The sequence below is a fragment of the Pseudomonas sp. OF001 genome (assembly GCF_904426495.1).
Taxonomy (GTDB): Bacteria; Pseudomonadota; Gammaproteobacteria; order Pseudomonadales; family Pseudomonadaceae; genus Geopseudomonas.
The window spans coordinates 58194-76733 of the sequence record NZ_CAJGBM010000063.1; the positions used below are offsets into that span (position 1 = coordinate 58194).

The window sequence follows — 18540 nt, forward strand, 5'->3', positions numbered from 1 at the left end:
CGCGCTGCTCCTCACAGGCCCAGCTCGTGGCGCGGGCGGGTCAGGGTGTCGATCAGCGCGTACATGATCTTCTTCGCGCAGGGGATCAGGTCGGGGACGTAGGTGGCGCCCATGCCGCCGAGGCCCTCGGCCACCGGCAGCGGCGCGCCCTGCGCCGGCCACGGCCAGCCGATGCGCGCGGTGGGGATGCCCAGGCGGCGCAGCGCGGCGCCGTCGGTCTGCCCGCCGAGCAGGTCGGCCTGGCCGTGCGGGCGGTGCTCGATGTGCTCCCAGCCGCGCCGACACGACTGGATGATCCAGTTCTGCGGGTCGGTGCTGCCGCCGGCCACCGAGCCGTACATCTCCCAGTCGAGATCCAGTTCGGGGCGCTGCGCCTGCAGCTCGCGGACGAAGGCGGCGAACTGCGCCTTGACATCGGCCGGGCTGCTGCGCGGATTGACCCGCACGTCGAAGAAGATCTCGGTGACCGCCGAGGGGAAGGCCGGGCGCTGCACGTCGCCGCCGCGCACCCCGGCGATCCAGCCGTGCGGCTTGATCTGCCCGGAGGTGTTGCGCTCGGCGTAGTCGATGATCCAGCGCTCCAGCTCCTGGATCACCGTGGCCGCCGGCACCACCGAGCTGCGGAAGCCCGGGATGTCGCGCGGCACGCCGGCGTAGCCGAGGGTGCCGTGCACGCGCAGCTTGAACCAGGCCATGCCCGGCTCCTCGTGGTAGACCCAGTTCCACGGCTTCATGATCACCGCGAAGTCCGGCGAGCCGCCGCGATTGAGCAGGTGGAACACGCCGTTGGACATGCCGGCGTGGTCGCGCCCGGCGATGTCCACCGGCATGCCGCCGTCGGCCATGCCGACCAGCAGGTCGCCGACCAGCGGCACCTCGGCCTCGATCAGCGCGGTGGCCACCTCGGTGAGGGTCGCGACCATGCCCTTGGGGTTGGAAGCGCCGAGGCCGAACACCCAGTCGTCGATCATCCGCGCCGTGATCTGCATGTCGGCCTCGGGCGCCTTGCCGGTGAGGATCTCCTGGGCCTCGTCGCCCTCCTCCAGGTGGGTGTCGATCGGCGCGTAGAGCAGCACGCTGGCACCGCCGCCGCTGCCGCGGCGCTCGGCCAGCACGTTGCCGCTGGTCGCGCTCATCGGCTGGTAGCGCGCCGACAGGCCGACCGACTCCAGGTGGCGGGCCATGAACTGGCTGGCCGCGCCGGCCGCGCCGGTCGGGCTGTGGATGTTGGTCAGGTCGAACAACAGGTACTGCAGGCGCTTGGGGTCGATGCGCGCGCAGGCCTGCTCGTACCACTTCATCTGCTCGGCCGAGAACGGCACGGACACGGTCGGTTGCATGGGAGGCTCCTCAGTGGCTGGCCACGAACTGTTCGCTGAAGATGTTTTGCGGGGCGACGCCCAGCTCGACCAGCCGCGCGGTGGCGGCGTCGATCATCGGCTGCGGGCCGCACAGGTAGGCGACGGTGTCCGGGCTGACCACGTCGCCCTCGCGCAGGGCGCTGACCGGGCTGCCGTGGTGCAGGCCCGCGGTCGGCTCGCGGTCGACGCAGATGCGCGCCTCCAGGCTCGGCAGCCACTGCTGGCGCAGCTCGATGTCGTCGAGGCCGAACAGCACCTCCGGGGTGGCGCAGCCGAAGCTGAGCAGCATCGGCGGCTTCTTGCCGCCGTTCTGGCGCAGGGTGTCGATCATCGACAGGATCGGCGCCAGGCCGGTGCCGCCGGCGACGAAGATGTGCGGCGCGCGGCGGTGCTCCTCGCGCAGGAAGAACGCGCCGTAGGGGCCGCGCAGAGTCAGCACGTCCTCGACCTGGGCCTTCTCCTCCAGGTAGCTGGACATCGCCCCACCCGGCAGCAGGCGCACCAGCAGCTGCAGCCGGGGCAGGTCGGCCAGGGTGCTGGACGGCGAGTAGCTGCGCAGCACGCCGAAGCCGGGCACCTCGATCTGCACGAACTGGCCGGGGCGGAACTCCAGCCAGTCGCCGTCGGCCAGCTCCAGGGTCAGGCGCACCACGTTGACGGCGATGCGCTCGATGGAATCGATGAAGGCATGCACTTCCTTCGCCGCGCTGGAGCCGACCTCGCTGCCGTAGGGCACGCTGAAGGTGCAGTCCGACTGCGCCTGGCACAGGCACAGCAGGCGCTGGCCGGCGGCGTACTCGCTGGCCAGCAGCGACGAGCTGGCGCCGGGCCGGGTGCGCGCGTCGCCGTCGGCGAGCTGGGCCATGCAGCTGGAGCAGCCGCCCGAGCGGCACTGGTAGAGCAGCGGGATTTCCGCCTCGATGGCGGCATCGAGAATGCTGGCCTCGGCGGGCACGGCGAAGCTGCGGCTGACGCCGTCGGCGAAGTTCACGGTGACCTGGTGGATTGCGTCTTTCATGATCGGTTGCCTCCGTCTTACAGGCATCGGCGACCAGCAGCGGTGGCGTGCTGGGCGCCTGGATTGGATGGCGGCTGGAACGGCCGCCCGGTTACTGCTGACTTGCCCCGATCATAGGAAGCGCCTCCCGGGCGGGCGCTCCCGCGAGTTACCGGCTTATCCCGCCAGTGCAAATTCCTGCTGCCGTGGTCGGATATCGCGACGGGCAGCAAACACGGGGGCTGGAAGGCGAATCGCGGGCAAAAAAAACCCGTGCCGCAACGGCACGGGCAAACATGGGACAGTCAGCGCGAGACTGTCGGGACGAAACTGGTGCCGGTCGGCGAGCGGGGCTGGCCAGGCAGGACAGCGAGTCTTCGCTGCCATGGCCCGATCATAGGAAGCGGTGGCGGGGCCAGCACTCCAATGGGTTGCGTGCTTATCCCGCCACCGCAGGAAACGCCCGCGGCAGACGGCCCAGGCGGCGTCACGCGGTTTCCGGGCAGACCAGCTGCGCATAGCGGCCACGATGGAACAGCAGGGGTTGCCCCGCGCTGCGCGCCACGTCCATGCGCAGCACCCGACCGACCAGGATCAGATGGTCGCCGCCTTCGTAGCGGTGCGCGGTGCTGCACTCGAACGACGCCAGGCAGCCGGGCAGCAGGGGCACCCCGCCGAGGCCGCTGCCGAGTTCGAGGCCGGCGAACTTGTCGGTCGAGGCCTGGGCGAAACGGTCGGACAGCCCGCGCTGCCCGGCGTCCAGCACGTGCACGGCGAAGTGCCCGGCCTCGGCGAACGCCGGGTAGCTGAAGGCGTTCCGGCCGATGCTCCACAGCACCAGCGGCGGCTCCAGCGACACCGCGTTGAAGCTGCTGGCGGTGACGCCGACCGGCCGGCCCTCGCCGTCGCGGGTGGTGACTATGGTGACGCCGGTGGCGAACTGGCCGAGCGCCTGGCGCAATTGTCTGCTTTCGATCATCGCTGCCGCTCCTGCTCAGAAGTCCACGCCATAGCCGACGGACAGCCAGTGCTGGCCCATGTAGGGCGAGCTGACGGCGTTCGGCCCGGGACCGTCGCCGTGCACCTTGTCCTTGAACGAGCGGGCGTAGGCCAGCGACAGCTCGTGACCGTTGCCCAGCCGGTAGCTGCCGCCGGCCGTAACGTGGCGGTGGTTGGCCGACGGCGCGAGGATGCCCAGGTAGGTGTCGCGGCTGTCGAGCAGCTGGTTGGCGTCGTTGTAGCCGGCGCGCAGGGTCAGCCGCTCGCTCAGCGCCCAGGCGGCGCCGACCCGCCAGACCGTCTGGTCGCGCCAGCCGAAGCCCGGCCCGTCGGAGTCGCCCGGCGCGCCCGTGGCGCGGCCCACGCCGGGGTTGCCGAGCGAGCGGACGTCGCTCCAGAGGATCTTCTGCACGTCGGCGGCCAGGGTCAGCGGCCCGCGCTGCCAGGCCACACCGAGCGCCCAGGTGGACGGCAGGTCGAGGTCGCCGCCTTCGGCCAGCAGCCTGTCGAACTTGTCCATCTTCGACATGTAGCCGCGGGTGGAGTAGCTGGCGCCGAAACTCAGCTCGGGGGTCAGGCGCCCGATCCAGCCAAGGCGCAGGCCGGCGCCGTGGGCCTCGTCGCGGCCCTGCGGCAGGCCGATGCTGGCGGTGCCGTCGATGTCCAGCACCTGGCGCACCAGGATCAGGCCCAGGCCGACGCTGTGCCGCTCGTCCAGCTGGCGGGCGTAGCTGAGGGTGGCGACCATCTGCTGGAACTCGGCCCCCGGCTCCTGCAGCCCGCCGAAGTTGGCATCGTCGCCATAGGCGGTGCCCACGCCGTTGCCCACCAGCGACAGGCCGAGGCTGCTGCGCTCGTCGAGCATCTTGTTGGCGCCGAACTGCGGGATGACGTAGAGGTCGCGGTCCTCGACGCCGCTGACGGTGGTGCCGGCGAACTCCGCGCCGTTGTCGACCTTGAGGAAGGCCACGCCGAGATCCAGGCGGTCGCCGACCAGCACCATGCCGGCCGGGTTGGAGGCGCCGGCCAGGGCATCCTGGGGCAGGGCGATGACCACGCCGCCCATGCCTTCGGACTTGACCCCGTAGCCATGGGGCATGGTGCCCTGGGTCGCCTGGGCGATCTGCAGGGGCAGCAGGCACGCGGCAAGGACGCCGAACGCGGCTGCAGAGCGCCGCTTGTGGTTGTGTTCGAGCATGACGGCGTCCTTCAGGCAGCGGCGAACGAGGCGATGAAGCGATCGGCCGCGGCGGAGTCGTAGTACCAGGGCGTGAGGATCTTCGGATCGTTGAAGGCATTGGCGAAGGTCGCGGCCAGTTCCGGCCGGTCGGCGCAGGCACCGTGCACCTTGAGCACCGGCTCGGTCAGCGGCAGCAGATGGGTGTTGGTGAAGCGCGCGACCCACTGCGCGTAGTCCCAGTAGCGCTCGAAGGTCGCCGTCTTCCAGGCGTCGTCGAACGCCGCGCCGTCCTGTTCGAGGATGGCGTTCATGTAGATGTTGGCGCACTTGCTGGCGTTGTTCGAACCCTGCCCGGTGATCGGGTCGTTGAGCACCAGCACGTCGGCCATGCCCAGCACGGTGCGCCCGGACGGCAGGTAGCCGATCGGCTTGCGCACGGTGGGAGTGACGCGGCCGACCAGGGTGCCGAGCGCATCGGTCAGGCGCAGGTCGCGGCAGCGCCAGGCTTCCCAGGGGAAGAAGCGCTCGATCAGCTCGACGGCCAGGGCCAGGTGCTCCTCGGGCGTGGTGACCTCGTCCCAGCGGTCCATCGGCCCGCCTTCGATGCACTCGAGGTTGATGATGTCGCCCGCGCCGCTGTGGGTCAGGCAGGGGAAGTTGACGTACTCGCCGATGCCCGGGTTGACGCTGATGTTCAGCGCGCTGTAGTCCTCGCGCGGCAGCATGCCGTGCACGTAGGTCAGCGAGATGGTGCGCAGCGGACGGTCGAAGGCGCTGCGCTCGGCGTCGCGCTCGAACAGCTTGCCGATCTCGCCCTTGCCGCTGGCGACGATCACCAGGTCGCTGGCGGCGGCATAGCGCTCCAGCTCGGCGAGGCCCGCCTCCTCGATCACCAGGCGGCCGCCGAGGCGCTCGAACTCGGCCATCCAGCGCGGCATCTTGATGCGCTGGTCGACCGACTGCCCGGGAGCCGGCATGCGCGCCCGCCAGTCGATCAGCAGCCCCTGCTCGTTGCCGGCGCGCAGGTGCACGCCGGTGGTGGGCGGACAGCTGTCGTCCCAGAACGCCAGCCCCAGCTCGCGCTCGAACTCCAGTGCCATGTCGTACATCGACTGGCTGGACAGCACCCGGCCGGCAGAAATCTCCGCGCCGGTGCGGTTGGAGATCAGGGTGACGGCGCAGCCCTGCTTGAGCAGGCCGATGCCCAGTTGCAGACCGGCCTGTCCGGCGCCAACGATTGTTATCTTTCTCATGCGCTGCAGCTCCATCATCAGGTTTGCCAAGGACTGCGGGTGCAGTCGGCTGCCAATGTGGAGCAAGGCGGACGGGGCGAATATGCAGTTTCCGCAGCCAGCATGCGGAAATTGCAGAAATATGAAACGCACCATTTTCGGGCAGAAATGCCGCCCAAACGGCGGCAAAAGGCACTAGATGCGGGCCTTGAGCAAGGTCTCCCGAGGCGTCTCGCCATAGCGCCGGCGGTACTCGATGGCGAACCGCCCGAGCTGGAAGAAGCCCCAGCGGGTGACGATCGCGGTGACGCTGCGCGGCTGGCGCGGATCGAGCAGATCCTCGCGCACCCGCTCCATGCGCAGATCACGCAGGTAGCGCATGGGGGCTGACGCCGAGGAACTGCTGGAAGCCGTTGTACAGCGAGCGGCCGCTGACCCCGCTGATGGCCGCCAGCGTCTCCACGCTGATCGACTGCTCGGGATGGGCACGCATGAAGTCCACCGCCAGCTTGACGTGGCGCGGCAGCACCCTGGCCGCCGGCTCGCCCAGGCGTGCGCTGAGGCTGTTGGGCTGCCAGGCCAGCAGGGTGGTCATCAGCGTCTGCTCGAACTGCGTGCGCACCAGCGGCAGCGCGAACAGTTGCGGCGCGCGCTGCAGCTCGTCGAACAGTTGCCGGGCGGTGTGGCCCCAGGCGGCGCCGTGGGCGCAGCCCAGATCCATCGGGTTGGCGAAGGTCAGCGGATCGTGCAGCGCACAGCCGAGCAGCGCGGCGGTATGCTGCTCGAGCGCGCCCCGCTCGATGCGCACGACCAGCTTGTGGCAGTCGGCGCTCCAGTGCATCGCCAGATGCTCGTCCGGCCCGTGCACGCTGCCGCAGCGGCTGTCGCTGAGCAGCTCGTGCCGCCCGACCCGCTGCCGGTCATGCCCGGCCAGCGGCAGCTGGACCAGATAGAACGAGCCCAGCTCGCCGGGCGAGACGCGCACCTCGGCGCCATAGCCCATGCGGCTGAAACTGAGGTGCCCGGTGCGCAGGTGATGATGCCGGTAGTCGAGGCCGGCCGGCGCCTGGCGGACTTCCAGGCGATGCTCGCAGAACACCGACGCCACCAGCTGGCGGGTCTCGTCGGGATCCTGCGAACACAGCTCTTCGACCCGGTTGGTGGCATTCATGACCGGCTCCCCTCCCCCAGTTGGCAACCTGAATGCTACGCCCCCTGCGCCGGACCCGGCCCGCCCGTCACAGCCCGGCCGGACGCACCTTGTGCCAGTCGCTGACCTTCTGCAGCGCCATGCCGGCGCGGCACAGCACGCCCTCCCCGCCCTTGCCGGCGATGAACTGGCCGCCGATCGGCAGGCCGCCGGTGGTGAAGCCGATCGGCAGGCTCAGGCAGGGGTGGCCGCTGACGTTGAACGGCGCGGTGAACTGGATCAGCCGGCGGTTGGCCTCCGGGTCCTGGGCCAGCGCGCCGAGCTGCTCGTGGGTCGGCGCGGCACAGGGCTGCACCGGCGCGAGCAGCAGGTCGACCTCGTTGAGCACGCACTCCAGCTCGCCGTGGAAGCGCTGCGCGTCGAGCAGCACGCGCTGGTAGTCCATGCCGGACAGCGCGCGGCCGCCGTCGATCAGCCGGCTCAGCGCCGGGCCGTATTCGCCGGCGCGGCTCGGGTAGGTCGCCGCGTGCGCCACCGCGGTCTGCACGCCGCAGTGTCTTTCCCAGTTGCCGCTCACCGCGCGGGTATCCGGCATGCGCACGCGCACCAGGCTGCCGCCGCCGGCGCGGATCATGGTCAGCACCTCGTCGAGGGCCTCGACGATCTCCTCGTCGACGCCGTCGCTCAGCCAGTCCTCGTCGACGCCGATGCGCAGGCCGCGGAACGACTCCTCGATGCCGGGGATCTCCAGGCACACGCTGGGCAGCGAGGTGGGATCCAGCGGATCGTGGCCGGCGATGGTCGACAGCAGGAACAGCGCGTCGCGCGCGCTGCGGGTGATCGGCCCGACGTGGTCGAGGCTGGCGGCCAGCTCGAAGGCGCCGTGGCGGCTGACCCGGCCCCAGGTAGGCTTGAGCCCGGTCAGCCCGTTGGCCGCGCAGGGAAAGCGGATCGAGCCGCCGCTGTCGGTGCCCAGCGCGGCGTAACACAGCCCGGCGGCGGTGGCCACGCCGCAGCCGCTGGACGAGGCGCCGGCCCAGTGGCCGGCGCCCCACGGATTGACCGGCGCGGCGAACGCCGGGTGATGGGTGGCGAAGGCGCCCTCGGTCATCTGCAGCTTGCCGAGCAGCACGCTGCCCGCCTCGCGCAGGCGCGCCACCACGGTGGCGTCCTCGCCGGGGATGAAGTTGCGGTGGATCGCCATGCCCGCCGCGGTGGGGATGCCGGCGGTGTGGAACAGGTCCTTCACCGCCAGCGGGATGCCGTGCAGCGGGCTGCGGCACTGGCCGCGCATCAGCTCCTGCTCGGCCTGGCGCGCCTGCGCCATGGCCTGCTCGGCCGCCACGTGGGCGTAGCTGTGCAGCGCGCCGTCGAGGCGCTCGATGCGCGCCAGCTGGGCCTCGGCGACCTCGACCGGCGACAGCTTGCGCGTACGGATCAGCAACGACAGCTCGTGCATCTCCAGGTAGTGCAGATCGCTGGGAGTGTTCATGCGTAGCCTCCGATGAAGGCCGTCGCCACGGCGTTGAATTCGTCCGGGCACTCGCTCTGCAGGTGGTGGGCGGCGTTGCCCATGACGTGCAGGCGCGCGTCGGCGAAGCGGTTGAGCATCAGCATCGGCACGTCGATGCCGCCGAACCAGTCGTGCAGGCCCCAGAGGATCAGCGTCGGCGCCTGCACCTGGGCGAACACCGCAGTCAGATCCTCCCACTCGCCGAAGGCGCCCGGCGTGCCGAGCAGTTCGAGGTAGGCGGGGTTGGCGCTGGCCTCGTAGCGCAGGCGCAGAGTCTCCGCGTCGAGCTTGCGGTCGTCGTGCAGCTCGTAGCGGCAGATCAGCTCGCGCATCTTGTCGAGGCTCGGCCCGCCGCCGGCGAGGTAGTAGTCGGACATCAGGGTCGCGGCGTGCTTGCTGAACAGCGGCAGCGGCTGCAGCACGCCATGCGCCAGCGGCTGCGAGCCGATCATGACCAGGCGGCCGACCCGCTCGGGATGGTCGGCGGCGAAGCGGATCGCCACGCAGCCGCCGAACGACTGGTTGACCAGATGGGCGCGCTCGATGCCCAGCGCGTCCATGAAGCCCAGCAGCTTGCGCGCGTGCCAGGCGAGCGCCGGCCCCTCGACCGGCACCATGTCGGAGCCGCCGTACTGGGCGAAGTCGAGGAAGTAGCAGGTGTGGCGGGCGGCGAAGGCCTGCGCGCTGAGGCGGAAATTGCTCCAGGCGGTGCTGCCGGGGCCGCCGCCGTGGGTGAAGATCACCGGCAGGCTGTCGGCAGGACCGTCGACTACACGGTAGTGCAGGCGCACGCCGTCCACCGTGACGAAACGACTGGGGGGAAGGGCTAGGTTGTGCATCGGAATTTCCCTGCGGAAGGTGGCATGACACGCCTCAGCGCGGCATGCCTGGGGTCGGATATCACTCGTCGACGATCTGCCGGACCTTGTAGCCGGGACGGTGACCGTCTGCGGTTTCCTTGAAGATCAGGCTGCTGTCCTTGATCGCACCCTTTACACCGCGGCCGGGCTTGGCGATGCCGCGGTTCCAGCGCGAGGCCAGCTTGCGCCAACTGATCGGCGAGACGTCGGTGGCCACCAGTTGCTCATCGTCCCAGCCGGTACCGTCGGAATAGAAGTTCTGCATGGCCTCACGGGCGTACAGGTCGCAATCGTTGAATCCGTGCAGGCACAGTGGCTTGTACATATGGTCATAGCGGTACTTGAACTTCTTGCGGTCTTCGTCGGTGAGACACACGCGCACCAGGATTTCCCAGTACTCGTGGGTATCGTCGGTGATCGGCACGTACCACTCGTACTGCACCACGTGCTCTTCCGGCCAGTTCTCCACCATCAGCACGCCGGGCAGCACCACCGAGGTACGGTAGTGGCGCCCCTTGAGGCCTTCCACCTTGAGGCCCAACTCCTGGTTCTCGAGGATCGGTGCCCACTTGTCGGTGAACAGCCACTGCATCAGCCCCCTGGGCCCGCCCTCCTCCTCGACCACGCTGATGCAGTCGTCGCCGGTCGGCACCAAGCCGAGCGGCAGCACCCAGTCCATGGCATGGACTATGGAATTGTCCTTGTGCACCAGGATGTGCGCGTTGTCGAAACCATTCTCACAGGCAATCCGCCAGTTGCCGAAGCCGGTGCGGTGCATGCCGTGAACCACCGCATTGTCGTCCAGCACGCTGGGCGAGGCCGGCCACAGCGGGTGCGGGAACTGCTCGCTGCGCTCCGGGAAGCGAAACGGCAGATCATTGGCCAGCGGCGGAACGTCCTCGTCCGGGAAGTCGTCTTCGCGGACGAAGACGAAGATCATCCCGGCCACCTCATACACCGGATAGGTGGTGATGCCAGTGGTGCCTATCAGCTTGTCGTCCGGGTTGGCGACGATGGTCGCCAGCTTGCCGCTTTCCAGGTCGAAGGTGAAACCGTGGTACCAGCAGGAGATGGTGCTCTTGTTGAAACACATTGGCTTCTCGGACAAGCGCACTCCGCGGTGCAGGCACTGGTCTTTGAGAGCGTACACCTTGCCGTCGACTCGGCGCAGGACGATCGGGATGCCGCAGATCTGGATGCCCTCGACCTGGTCCTCGCCCAGCTCGTGGGTGAACAGCGCCGGGTACCAGTGGTTGATGAAGCCCCAGGCAGCGTCCTTGTACGGCTGGTACTGGCTCTGGGTCTTGGCGTTGTTGGCACGGGCATCGCTGATACCGTTCTTGACCTGGCGACGGCGGATGATGGGCTTTTCGGACATTGGCACTCCTCAAAGGCAGACTTAACAGTGGTATCGCCTAATTTGGCAGCTGTAAAAATCATACTAAAAAGGGGGCGAACTCCTAGCACTCCAATTGCCGAAGCGGTTATCCCGGCAGCGCAAAATAAAGCGGGGGATTAACCTAATTTCTGCGTAATCAAAACGCGCGCAGCCAACTAAGTAGACTGATTGGATGCTTTACGATCTTCAATTCCCTCACTTTGCTTTCAACTCTATTTCCATCAATCCGATGGAAAAGCAAAAAACGGTCGCCTGCTGCGACCGTGGAGGAAGGGCTGCACAAATAAATAAGATGTGCAGCAGGGCAACTCACATTACTCGACCGCCTTGACCATGTCCTCGACCACCTTCTTGGCGTCGCCGAACACCATCATGGTCTTGTCCATGTAGAACAGCTCGTTGTCGAGCCCGGCGTAGCCGCTGGCCATCGAGCGCTTGTTGACGATCACGGTGCGCGCCTTGTACGCATCGAGGATCGGCATGCCGGCGATCGGCGACTTCGGATCGGTCTTCGCCGAGGGGTTGACCACGTCGTTGGCGCCCAGCACCAGCACCACGTCGGCCTGGCCGAACTCGGGGTTGATGTCTTCCATCTCGAACACCTGCTCGTAGGGCACCTCGGCCTCGGCCAGCAGCACGTTCATGTGCCCGGGCATACGTCCGGCCACCGGGTGGATGGCGTACTTCACCGTCACGCCGCGGTGGGTCAGCTTCTCGGTCAGCTCCATCAGCGCGTGCTGGGCGCGCGCCACCGCCAGGCCGTAGCCGGGAACGATGATCACGCTGTCGGCGTTGCCGAGGAGGAAGGCGGCGTCGTCGGCCGAGCCGCTCTTCACCGGGCGCTGCTCCTGGCTGCCGGCCACGGTCGCACCGGCTTCGGCGCCGAAGCCGCCGAGGATCACGTTGAAGAACGAGCGGTTCATCGCCTTGCACATGATGTAGGAGAGGATCGCGCCCGAGGAACCGACCAGCGAGCCGGCGACGATCAGCATCGAGTTGTTCAGCGAGAAGCCGATGCCGGCGGCCGCCCAGCCCGAGTAGCTGTTGAGCATCGACACCACCACCGGCATGTCGGCGCCGCCGATCGGGATGATGATCAGCACGCCGATCACGAAGGCCAGCGCCACCAGCACGGCGAACGCGGTCAGGTTGCCGGTGAAGGTGTAGGCCAGGCCGAGGGCGATGATCGCCAGGCCGAGCACCAGGTTGATCTGATGCTGGCCGCTGAAGCGCACCGGCGCACCCTGGAACAGGCGGAACTTGTATTTGCCCGACAGCTTGCCGAAGGCGATCACCGAACCGGAGAAGGTGATGGCACCGATGGCCGCGCCGAGGAACAGCTCCAGGCGGTTGCCGGCCGGGATCGGATCGGTGATCGCGGCGACGATGCCCAGCGACTGCGGCTCGACCACCGCAGCAATGGCGATGAATACCGCGGCCAGGCCGATCATGCTGTGCATGAAGGCGACCAGCTCGGGCATCTTGGTCATTTCCACGCGCTTGGCCATCAGCATGCCGGCGCTACCGCCGGCCTGCAGGCCGACCAGCACATAGCCGATGCCGGCGCTGCTGCCGGCCTGGGCGGCGAGCTTGTAGATCAGCGCCACGGTGGTGCACACGGCGATGGCCATGCCGGCCATGCCGAAGGCATTGCCGCGACGCGAGCTGGTCGGGTGGGAAAGGCCTTTCAGCGCCTGGATGAAGCACACCGAGGCGATCAGGTAGAGCAGGGTGATCAGGTTCATGCTCATCTCAGTGCGCCTCGGCCTGCGCCTTCGGCGCCTTCTTCTTGAACATTTCCAGCATGCGCCGGGTGACCAGGAAGCCGCCGAACACGTTGACTGCGGCCAGGGCCACGGCCAGGGTGCCCATGGTCTTGCCCAGGCCGGTTTCGGTCAGCGCGGCGGCCAGCATGGCGCCGACGATGACGATGGCGGAAATGGCGTTGGTCACCGCCATCAGCGGGGTGTGCAGCGCGGGGGTGACGTTCCACACCACGTGGTAGCCGACGTAGATCGCCAGCACGAAGATGATCAGGTTGTAGAGACCGTCGGAGATCGGGTCCATGGTTGTTGTCCTTGTAATTGGAGTCGCTGGGCGGAATCAGGCGGCGTTGCGGCGGACCAGCTGGCCGCCTTCGCACATCAGGCAGGCGGCGACGATGTCGTCTTCGCGGTTGAGGTGGAACTTGCCTTCGCCGTCGATGACCAGCTTGAGGAAGTCCAGCAGGTTGCGTGCGTAAAGCGCCGAGGCATCCGCCGGCACCAGCGCGGCCAGGTTGCTGTGGCCGACCAGGGTCACACCATGGCGCACCACCACCTGATCGGCGACGGTCAGCGGGCAGTTGCCGCCTTGGGCCGCGGCCAGGTCGATGACCACAGAGCCCGGCTTCATCGCGGCGACGGTGGCCTCGTGGAGCAGGGTCGGCGCCTTGCGGCCCGGAATCAGCGCGGTGGTGATGACGATGTCGGCCTGCCTGGCGCGCTCGTGCACCGCCTTGGCCTGACGCTCCATCCACGACGCCGGCATCGGCCGCGCGTAGCCGCCGACGCCCTCGGCGCACTCGCGCTCCTCGTCGGTCTCGAACGGCACGTCGACGAACTTGGCGCCCAGCGACTCGATCTGCTCCTTGACCGCCGGACGCACGTCCGAGGCCTCGATCACCGCACCGAGACGCTTGGCGGTGGCGATCGCCTGCAGGCCGGCGACGCCGGCGCCGAGCACCAGCACGCGGGCGGCCTTCACGGTGCCGGCGGCGGTCATCAGCATCGGCATGAAGCGCGGGTAGTGGTGGGCGGCCAGCAGCACGGCCTTGTAGCCGGCGATGTTGGCCTGCGAGGACAGCACGTCGAGGCTCTGCGCGCGCGAGGTGCGCGGCGCAGCCTCGAGGGCGAAGGCGGTGATGCCGTGTTCGGCCATGCGCGCCAGGTTGTCGCTGTCGAACGGGTTGAGCATGCCGACCAGCACGGCGCCGGGCTGCATCAGGGTCAGTTCGGCGGCGCTGGGAGCGACCACCTTGAGCACCAGGGCGGCGCCCAGCGCGGCAGCGGCATCGCCGAGGTGGGCGCCGACGGCGGCGTAGGCATCGTCGGGGATGCTGGCGGCACCGCCGGCACCGCTCTGCACGATGACCTGGTGGCCCTGGGCGATGAGTTTCTTGACCGTTTCCGGCGTGGCAGCCACGCGGGTCTCCCCGGCGTGGGTCTCGAAAGGGATTCCGATCTGCACAGGCAAACCTCCATGGCAATATAACTTTCACCAGCAGCCTGAAGGGTTATTACGTTTATCTATTTTATATATCAGGGATTTCTCCGAAAGGCGCGAAAAAATGGACTCAGCGCGCCCCGAATCACAGATAAACAAATCCCCCACATAGGCCCCAGAGATCCGTCCATATAAGAACGCCCTCAATATGACCTACAATAGTGCTGCCGACTATTTAAAAGCGCCCTGGCACTTCGTTTTGCCAGGGCGCAGGACGGCACACGCAGTTACTCAGCCGACATACCACCGTCCACCGATAGAGTAGTGCCGGTGGTGTAGGAGGAATGGTCGGAAAGCAGCCAGAGCACTGCCGCACTGATCTCATGCGGCCGCCCGATACGATGCATGGGGACTCCGTCATCGTACATGTGCTCATCACCACCAGTGACGCGGTCGAAGCTAGGCGTCTTGATCGGCCCTGGGCAGATCGCGTTGACACGGATGCCACGGGTGGCATAGTCCAGCGCGGCCGCTCGAGTGGCGCCGACAATGCCGTGCTTGGCCGCCACATAGTAGGCGGTCTTGGGCATCGCCTTGAGGCCGAAGATCGAGGCATTGTTGACGATGACACCCCCACCGCTCTGCAGCATCGCGGCCGTCTCGTACTTCATCATGTACAGGATGCCCTTGAGGTTGATGTCGATGACATCGGAAAAATCCTCCACAGGCGTCTCGTGCACATCGTTGAACTCACGCTGCAGGCCGGCATTGTTGAACGCCCCGTCGACCCGGCCGTACTTCTCCATGGCCAGAGCCACTAAGGCCTCGCAGTCGGTTGCCTTAGAAACATCGGTCACACGGAACAAAGCCTGACCACCAGCAGCGACGATTTCCTCGACCAGATCAGCTCCTACCTTGGCGCTGCGGTTACCGATCACTACACGAGCTCCGGCCTTGGCCAGAGCCAGGCTGGCGTCACGACCCATGCCACTGCCGCCCCCAGTTACAATTACCACCTTATCCTGAAGTTCGTAAGACAGATTCATATAGCAAACCTCTCAAGGTAAATAGATATCATGAGCAGGCGAGCACCTTCCGAACCAATTCATCTGGCACTGCCAAGCTCATTTCGATTATCGGCAGGAGAAACCCCGTTATCGCTCCGCTGAGTCCTGCGATTATCCCAATAGTGCAGGTTTCAGGATTACGCCCGCCCCAAAACAGGGTGGGGCGATCTGCTTGATCAATCTTCCTGGATCTTGCGTACTTTGTAGCCCGGACGGTGTCCGTCAGCAGTGTCCTTGAGGATCAGGCTGGTATGCTTCAGCGCGCCGCTGACACCCCGCCCCGGCTTGGCGATGCCACGATTCCAGCGCGAGGCCACTTTTCGCCAAGTGATTGGCGAAATATCGGTGGCGACCATCTGCTCGTCATCCCAGCCGGTGCCATCTGCGTAGAAGTTCTCCATTGCCTCGCGGGCATAGATATCGCAGTCGTTGAAGCCGTGTAGACACAATGGCTTGTACACACGCTCGTATCGATGCTTGTGCTGCTCAAGCTCCTCCTGCGTGTTACAAACCCGGACGATGACTTCCCAGTACTCGTGAGTGTCGTCAGTGATCGGGACGAACCATTCGATCTGGGTCATGTGCTCACCCGGCCAGTTCTCCACCGCCACCAGCCCCGGCAGGGTGATCGAGGTGCGATACGGCCTAGCATTCACCCCCGAAACCTTCAGGCCCAGCTCCTTGTTCTCTAGAACCGGTGTCCAGCGGTCGGTAGCCAACCATTGCAACATACCCTTGGGCTCGTTTTCGCCCTCAAGCGCCTCGATGCAATCGTCACCAGTCGGCAGCATTCCAAGCGGCAACACCCATTCCATCGCGTGGACGATGGTGTTGTCCTTGTGGAGCAACAAGTGGCCATTGTCGATGCCGTTCTCGCAGGCAATCCGCCAGTTAGTGTAGCCAGTGCGGTGGATGCCCAGAGCTACGGCGTTTTCGTCGAGCAGACTGGGTACCGCTGGCCATAGGGGGTGCGGATAACGCTCGCTGTTCTCCGGGAAGCGCAGCGGCAGATCGTTGGCCAGCGGCGGAACGTCCTCGTCCGGGAAGTCGTCTTCGCGGACGAAGACGAAGATCATCCCGGCCACCTCATGCACCGGATAGGTGGTGATGCCAGTGGTGCCTATCAGCTTGTCGTCCGGGTTGGCGACGATGGTCGCCAGCTTGCCGCTTTCCAGATCGAAGGTGAAACCGTGGTACCAGCAGGAGATGGTGCTCTTGTTGAAGCACATCGGCTTCTCGGACAGGCGCACGCCGCGGTGCAGGCACTGGTCCTTGAGGGCGAACACCTTGCCGTCGACGCGGCGCAGGACGATCGGGATGCCGCAGATCTGGATGCCCTCGACCTGGTCCTCGGCCAGCTCGTGGGTGAACAGCGCCGGGTACCAGTGGTTGATGAAGCCCCAGGCGGCGTCCTTGTACGGCTGGTACTGGCTCTGGGTCTTGGCGTTGTTGGCGCGGGCATCGCTGATGCCGGTCTTGACTTGGCGGCGACGGATGATCGGCTGGTCGGACATTGGAAACCCCCGGAAGGCTGACTTGGAGAGTGGGTACCGCCCTGTGCGGCACCCTTGATAGTCATCCTAAGAAGCAGGGGGCGGGCTGACGCTCCAATGACCGAGGGGGTTATCCCGGCAGTGCAAAAAAAGCGAACAGCTGGACGTCCGTGTCCGTGCGCTCAGCGCGCGAGGGTTTCCGAGGGGCTTTCGCCGAAGCGGCGCTTGTAGTCGGTGGTGAAATGACCGAGGTGGCTGAAGCCCCAGCGGAAGGCCACCGCGGTGACCGTGGTGCTGCCGGCGCTGCTCTGCTGCAGCTCCTCGTGCACGCGGCGCAGGCGCACCTCCTTCAGGTACAGCATCGGCGAGGTGTTACGGAAGCGCCGAAAACCGGAGAACAGCGAGCGACTGCTGACGCCGACATGCTCGGCCATCTCGACGATGGAGATCGGCTCGTGGGCATGCTCCTCGATGTAGCGCTCGACCCGCTTGACGAATGCCGGGGCGATCGACTGCGCCTGGTCGGCACACAGCTCGCTACTGTAGTTGTTGGACTGACAGGTCAGCAGCGCGGTGACCATCGCCTGCTCGAACTGCGCGGCAAGCAGCGGCGGCAGGCTGCCCTCATCGTGGGACAGGTTGTCGTAGATCCAGCCGACCATGCGCATCCAGCGCTGCCCTTCCGCGGTATCCAGCGGCATGTCCGGGTGGAACTCGACCGGCTTGGCCAGGGTGCGCCCGAGGTGCTGCTGACAGATGCGCTCCAGCAGGCTGCGATCGACGCGCATGATCAGCTTCTCGGTGCCCTTGCGATGGTGGATGCGGCACGGCAGGTGGGCGTTGATCACCGAGGCCTGACTAGGCGTCGAGCAAATCTGCCGGCTGCCGAACTCGATCACTTCCTGGCCTCGAATCGGCATCTGGATCAGCGCAAAATCATCGAACACGCTGGGGTCAATCGTAATGTCGCCGCCAAAGCTCATGCGCCCCACGCCAATGCCACCCAAGCGCCTGTAATATACGCGCATATCGACCTCAAGCTGGCTGCTTTGGCTGTGAAGACGGTTCTCGCAGAAAATGTGTTCGCCCCAGCTGCGCGCTTCTTCTAGATCCTGGGTGTGGCATATCTCGAACTTGGCCAGAACGGCGTCTGGGGGGGTAGCAGTGGGAAAAGCCAGATTTTGCATATTGGTTCAGCCTCTATCTTTATTGTTATAAGGCGCATGGTCGCTATTCATCGTCGGCCTCCTCACTTCAACTCGCTGAACGGGCACGCACGCCGTTCGGAAGTGATTCATCACGAAGCAAACGCCAAGCCAGGTCTGTTGCCTGATCATGCGCGGAGCCTCGAAACTGCCGGGAAAACCACGTAACACAACCGGCAGGATCGTGCTCATCCGTAGTTCAAAGCAAGAAAGAGACCAGCCGTGGCAAACCCTGTTTTTCAGCATGTTTGCTTACAGTTAAGCGTAAAACTCCCTGTTTTTGCCCGGCATTAGATCATTTTGAAATTACGCAACCGCCTGCCCGCGAATTGCGCCCACCATCACGAACAGCATGCGCGCCGGGCTGTTACCAGTGTTACGCCAGGCATGCCGGGTTCCCATCTGCACCACCACGTCGCCTCGGCGCAGCACCCTGGTGCACTCGTCCAGCTCTAGGGTGAGTTCGCCTTCCAGCAGCACGCCGTAGTCGATGGTATCGGAGCGATGGAAGCCGGGGGCGTCGGCCTCGAACAGCTCGCCCAGCCCAGGTAGCCGCTCGCACAGCTCGCGGGCGGCCGCCTGGGGATCGAAGTCCACCGGCATGGCCGAGACGGCGGGCGGAAAGGTGACGCGCATCGCGCAACTGCCGCCCGGCGCCGGCAGTACCGAAGGCGGCGGGCTGGTCGGGTCGACGGGATGTGCGGGAATGGGCCCGGGGGCGGTCTGCCAGATCAGTTCGACGGCAAAGCCGGGAAACTGGCGGAACTCGCCGACGCTGGGCAGCGGGCCGCTGCTGGCGACGATCGAGCGGCCGGCCTGATCGTGGCCAGTGATGATGCGCTGGGATTTCATGGCAATGATGCTCCGTGGTAGCGCAGAC

General features: G+C 66.5%; 17 protein-coding genes. All 17 read right to left on the minus strand.

Annotation, left to right across the window (positions count from 1 at the left end):
• Positions 1-11: 11 nt before the first annotated feature.
• A complete protein-coding gene (locus RA210_RS19750; RefSeq protein ID WP_201487759.1) occupies positions 12-1340 on the minus strand; it encodes a M20 family metallopeptidase in 1329 nt (442 codons plus the stop codon).
• A gap of 10 nt (positions 1341-1350) precedes the next feature.
• Positions 1351-2379, minus strand: a complete 1029-nt coding sequence (locus RA210_RS19755; protein WP_201487760.1) for a ring-hydroxylating dioxygenase ferredoxin reductase family protein — start codon at positions 2377-2379, stop codon at positions 1351-1353.
• Between the two features lie 466 nt (positions 2380-2845).
• Positions 2846-3337 carry a flavin reductase family protein gene (locus RA210_RS19760; RefSeq protein ID WP_201487761.1) on the minus strand — a complete coding sequence of 164 codons (492 nt, stop codon included), beginning with the start codon at positions 3335-3337 and terminating at the stop codon, positions 2846-2848.
• Between the two features lie 15 nt (positions 3338-3352).
• Positions 3353-4555 carry an OmpP1/FadL family transporter gene (locus RA210_RS19765; RefSeq protein WP_201487762.1) on the minus strand — a complete coding sequence of 401 codons (1203 nt, stop codon included), beginning with the start codon at positions 4553-4555 and terminating at the stop codon, positions 3353-3355.
• A gap of 11 nt (positions 4556-4566) precedes the next feature.
• Positions 4567-5790 (minus strand): styrene monooxygenase/indole monooxygenase family protein, encoded by a 1224-nt coding sequence (locus tag RA210_RS19770; RefSeq protein ID WP_201487763.1) that lies wholly within the window; start codon positions 5788-5790, stop codon positions 4567-4569.
• Between the two features lie 174 nt (positions 5791-5964).
• Positions 5965-6150, minus strand: a complete 186-nt coding sequence (locus RA210_RS21950) for a helix-turn-helix domain-containing protein (RefSeq protein WP_236574821.1) — start codon at positions 6148-6150, stop codon at positions 5965-5967.
• The gene (locus RA210_RS19775; protein ID WP_236574822.1) at positions 6134-6940 is read right to left on the minus strand and encodes a cupin domain-containing protein; all 807 of its coding nucleotides are present in this window, start codon (positions 6938-6940) and stop codon (positions 6134-6136) included. Before RA210_RS19775 ends, RA210_RS21950 begins: the two co-directional genes overlap by 17 nt.
• 67 nt (positions 6941-7007) lie before the next feature.
• Positions 7008-8411, minus strand: coding sequence for an amidase (locus tag RA210_RS19780; protein ID WP_201487764.1), 1404 nt, complete (start codon positions 8409-8411; stop codon positions 7008-7010).
• A complete protein-coding gene (locus RA210_RS19785; RefSeq protein WP_201487765.1) occupies positions 8408-9271 on the minus strand; it encodes an alpha/beta fold hydrolase in 864 nt (287 codons plus the stop codon). Before RA210_RS19785 ends, RA210_RS19780 begins: the two co-directional genes overlap by 4 nt.
• 61 nt (positions 9272-9332) lie before the next feature.
• Entirely contained in the window at positions 9333-10670 is a 1338-nt protein-coding gene (locus tag RA210_RS19790) for a Rieske 2Fe-2S domain-containing protein (RefSeq protein WP_201487766.1), read from the minus strand.
• 335 nt (positions 10671-11005) lie between these two features.
• Entirely contained in the window at positions 11006-12442 is a 1437-nt protein-coding gene (locus tag RA210_RS19795; RefSeq protein WP_201487767.1) for an NAD(P)(+) transhydrogenase (Re/Si-specific) subunit beta, read from the minus strand.
• A 1-nt stretch (position 12443) separates the two neighbouring features.
• On the minus strand, positions 12444-12758 hold the full coding sequence (locus RA210_RS19800) for an NAD(P) transhydrogenase subunit alpha (RefSeq protein WP_201487768.1): 315 nt from the start codon (positions 12756-12758) through the stop codon (positions 12444-12446).
• A gap of 36 nt (positions 12759-12794) precedes the next feature.
• Positions 12795-13919 (minus strand): Re/Si-specific NAD(P)(+) transhydrogenase subunit alpha, encoded by a 1125-nt coding sequence (locus RA210_RS19805; RefSeq protein ID WP_201487769.1) that lies wholly within the window; start codon positions 13917-13919, stop codon positions 12795-12797.
• 263 nt (positions 13920-14182) lie between these two features.
• Positions 14183-14941 (minus strand): SDR family NAD(P)-dependent oxidoreductase, encoded by a 759-nt coding sequence (locus RA210_RS19810; protein WP_136488685.1) that lies wholly within the window; start codon positions 14939-14941, stop codon positions 14183-14185.
• Between the two features lie 197 nt (positions 14942-15138).
• A complete protein-coding gene (locus RA210_RS19815; protein WP_136488686.1) occupies positions 15139-16476 on the minus strand; it encodes a Rieske 2Fe-2S domain-containing protein in 1338 nt (445 codons plus the stop codon).
• Between the two features lie 161 nt (positions 16477-16637).
• Positions 16638-17642 carry an AraC family transcriptional regulator gene (locus tag RA210_RS19820; RefSeq protein ID WP_201487770.1) on the minus strand — a complete coding sequence of 335 codons (1005 nt, stop codon included), beginning with the start codon at positions 17640-17642 and terminating at the stop codon, positions 16638-16640.
• Positions 17643-17966: 324 nt separating this feature from the next.
• Positions 17967-18512 (minus strand): cupin domain-containing protein, encoded by a 546-nt coding sequence (locus RA210_RS19825; protein WP_136488688.1) that lies wholly within the window; start codon positions 18510-18512, stop codon positions 17967-17969.
• Between the last annotated feature and the right edge of the window lie 28 nt (positions 18513-18540).

Bases quoted from the DNA above. Each gene is read 5' to 3' on its own strand.
- RA210_RS19750 (WP_201487759.1), bottom strand. From the start codon at position 1,340: ATGCAACCGACCGTGTCCGTGCCGTTCTCGGCCGAGCAGATGAAGTGG.
- RA210_RS19755 (WP_201487760.1), bottom strand. From the start codon at position 2,379: ATGAAAGACGCAATCCACCAGGTCACCGTGAACTTCGCCGACGGCGTC.
- RA210_RS19760 (WP_201487761.1), bottom strand. From the start codon at position 3,337: ATGATCGAAAGCAGACAATTGCGCCAGGCGCTCGGCCAGTTCGCCACC.
- RA210_RS19765 (WP_201487762.1), bottom strand. From the start codon at position 4,555: ATGCTCGAACACAACCACAAGCGGCGCTCTGCAGCCGCGTTCGGCGTC.
- RA210_RS19770 (WP_201487763.1), bottom strand. From the start codon at position 5,790: ATGAGAAAGATAACAATCGTTGGCGCCGGACAGGCCGGTCTGCAACTG.
- RA210_RS21950 (WP_236574821.1), bottom strand. From the start codon at position 6,150: ATGCGCTACCTGCGTGATCTGCGCATGGAGCGGGTGCGCGAGGATCTG.
- RA210_RS19775 (WP_236574822.1), bottom strand. From the start codon at position 6,940: ATGAATGCCACCAACCGGGTCGAAGAGCTGTGTTCGCAGGATCCCGAC.
- RA210_RS19780 (WP_201487764.1), bottom strand. From the start codon at position 8,411: ATGAACACTCCCAGCGATCTGCACTACCTGGAGATGCACGAGCTGTCG.
- RA210_RS19785 (WP_201487765.1), bottom strand. From the start codon at position 9,271: ATGCACAACCTAGCCCTTCCCCCCAGTCGTTTCGTCACGGTGGACGGC.
- RA210_RS19790 (WP_201487766.1), bottom strand. From the start codon at position 10,670: ATGTCCGAAAAGCCCATCATCCGCCGTCGCCAGGTCAAGAACGGTATC.
- RA210_RS19795 (WP_201487767.1), bottom strand. From the start codon at position 12,442: ATGAGCATGAACCTGATCACCCTGCTCTACCTGATCGCCTCGGTGTGC.
- RA210_RS19800 (WP_201487768.1), bottom strand. From the start codon at position 12,758: ATGGACCCGATCTCCGACGGTCTCTACAACCTGATCATCTTCGTGCTG.
- RA210_RS19810 (WP_136488685.1), bottom strand. From the start codon at position 14,941: ATGAATCTGTCTTACGAACTTCAGGATAAGGTGGTAATTGTAACTGGG.
- RA210_RS19815 (WP_136488686.1), bottom strand. From the start codon at position 16,476: ATGTCCGACCAGCCGATCATCCGTCGCCGCCAAGTCAAGACCGGCATC.
- RA210_RS19820 (WP_201487770.1), bottom strand. From the start codon at position 17,642: ATGCAAAATCTGGCTTTTCCCACTGCTACCCCCCCAGACGCCGTTCTG.
- RA210_RS19825 (WP_136488688.1), bottom strand. From the start codon at position 18,512: ATGAAATCCCAGCGCATCATCACTGGCCACGATCAGGCCGGCCGCTCG.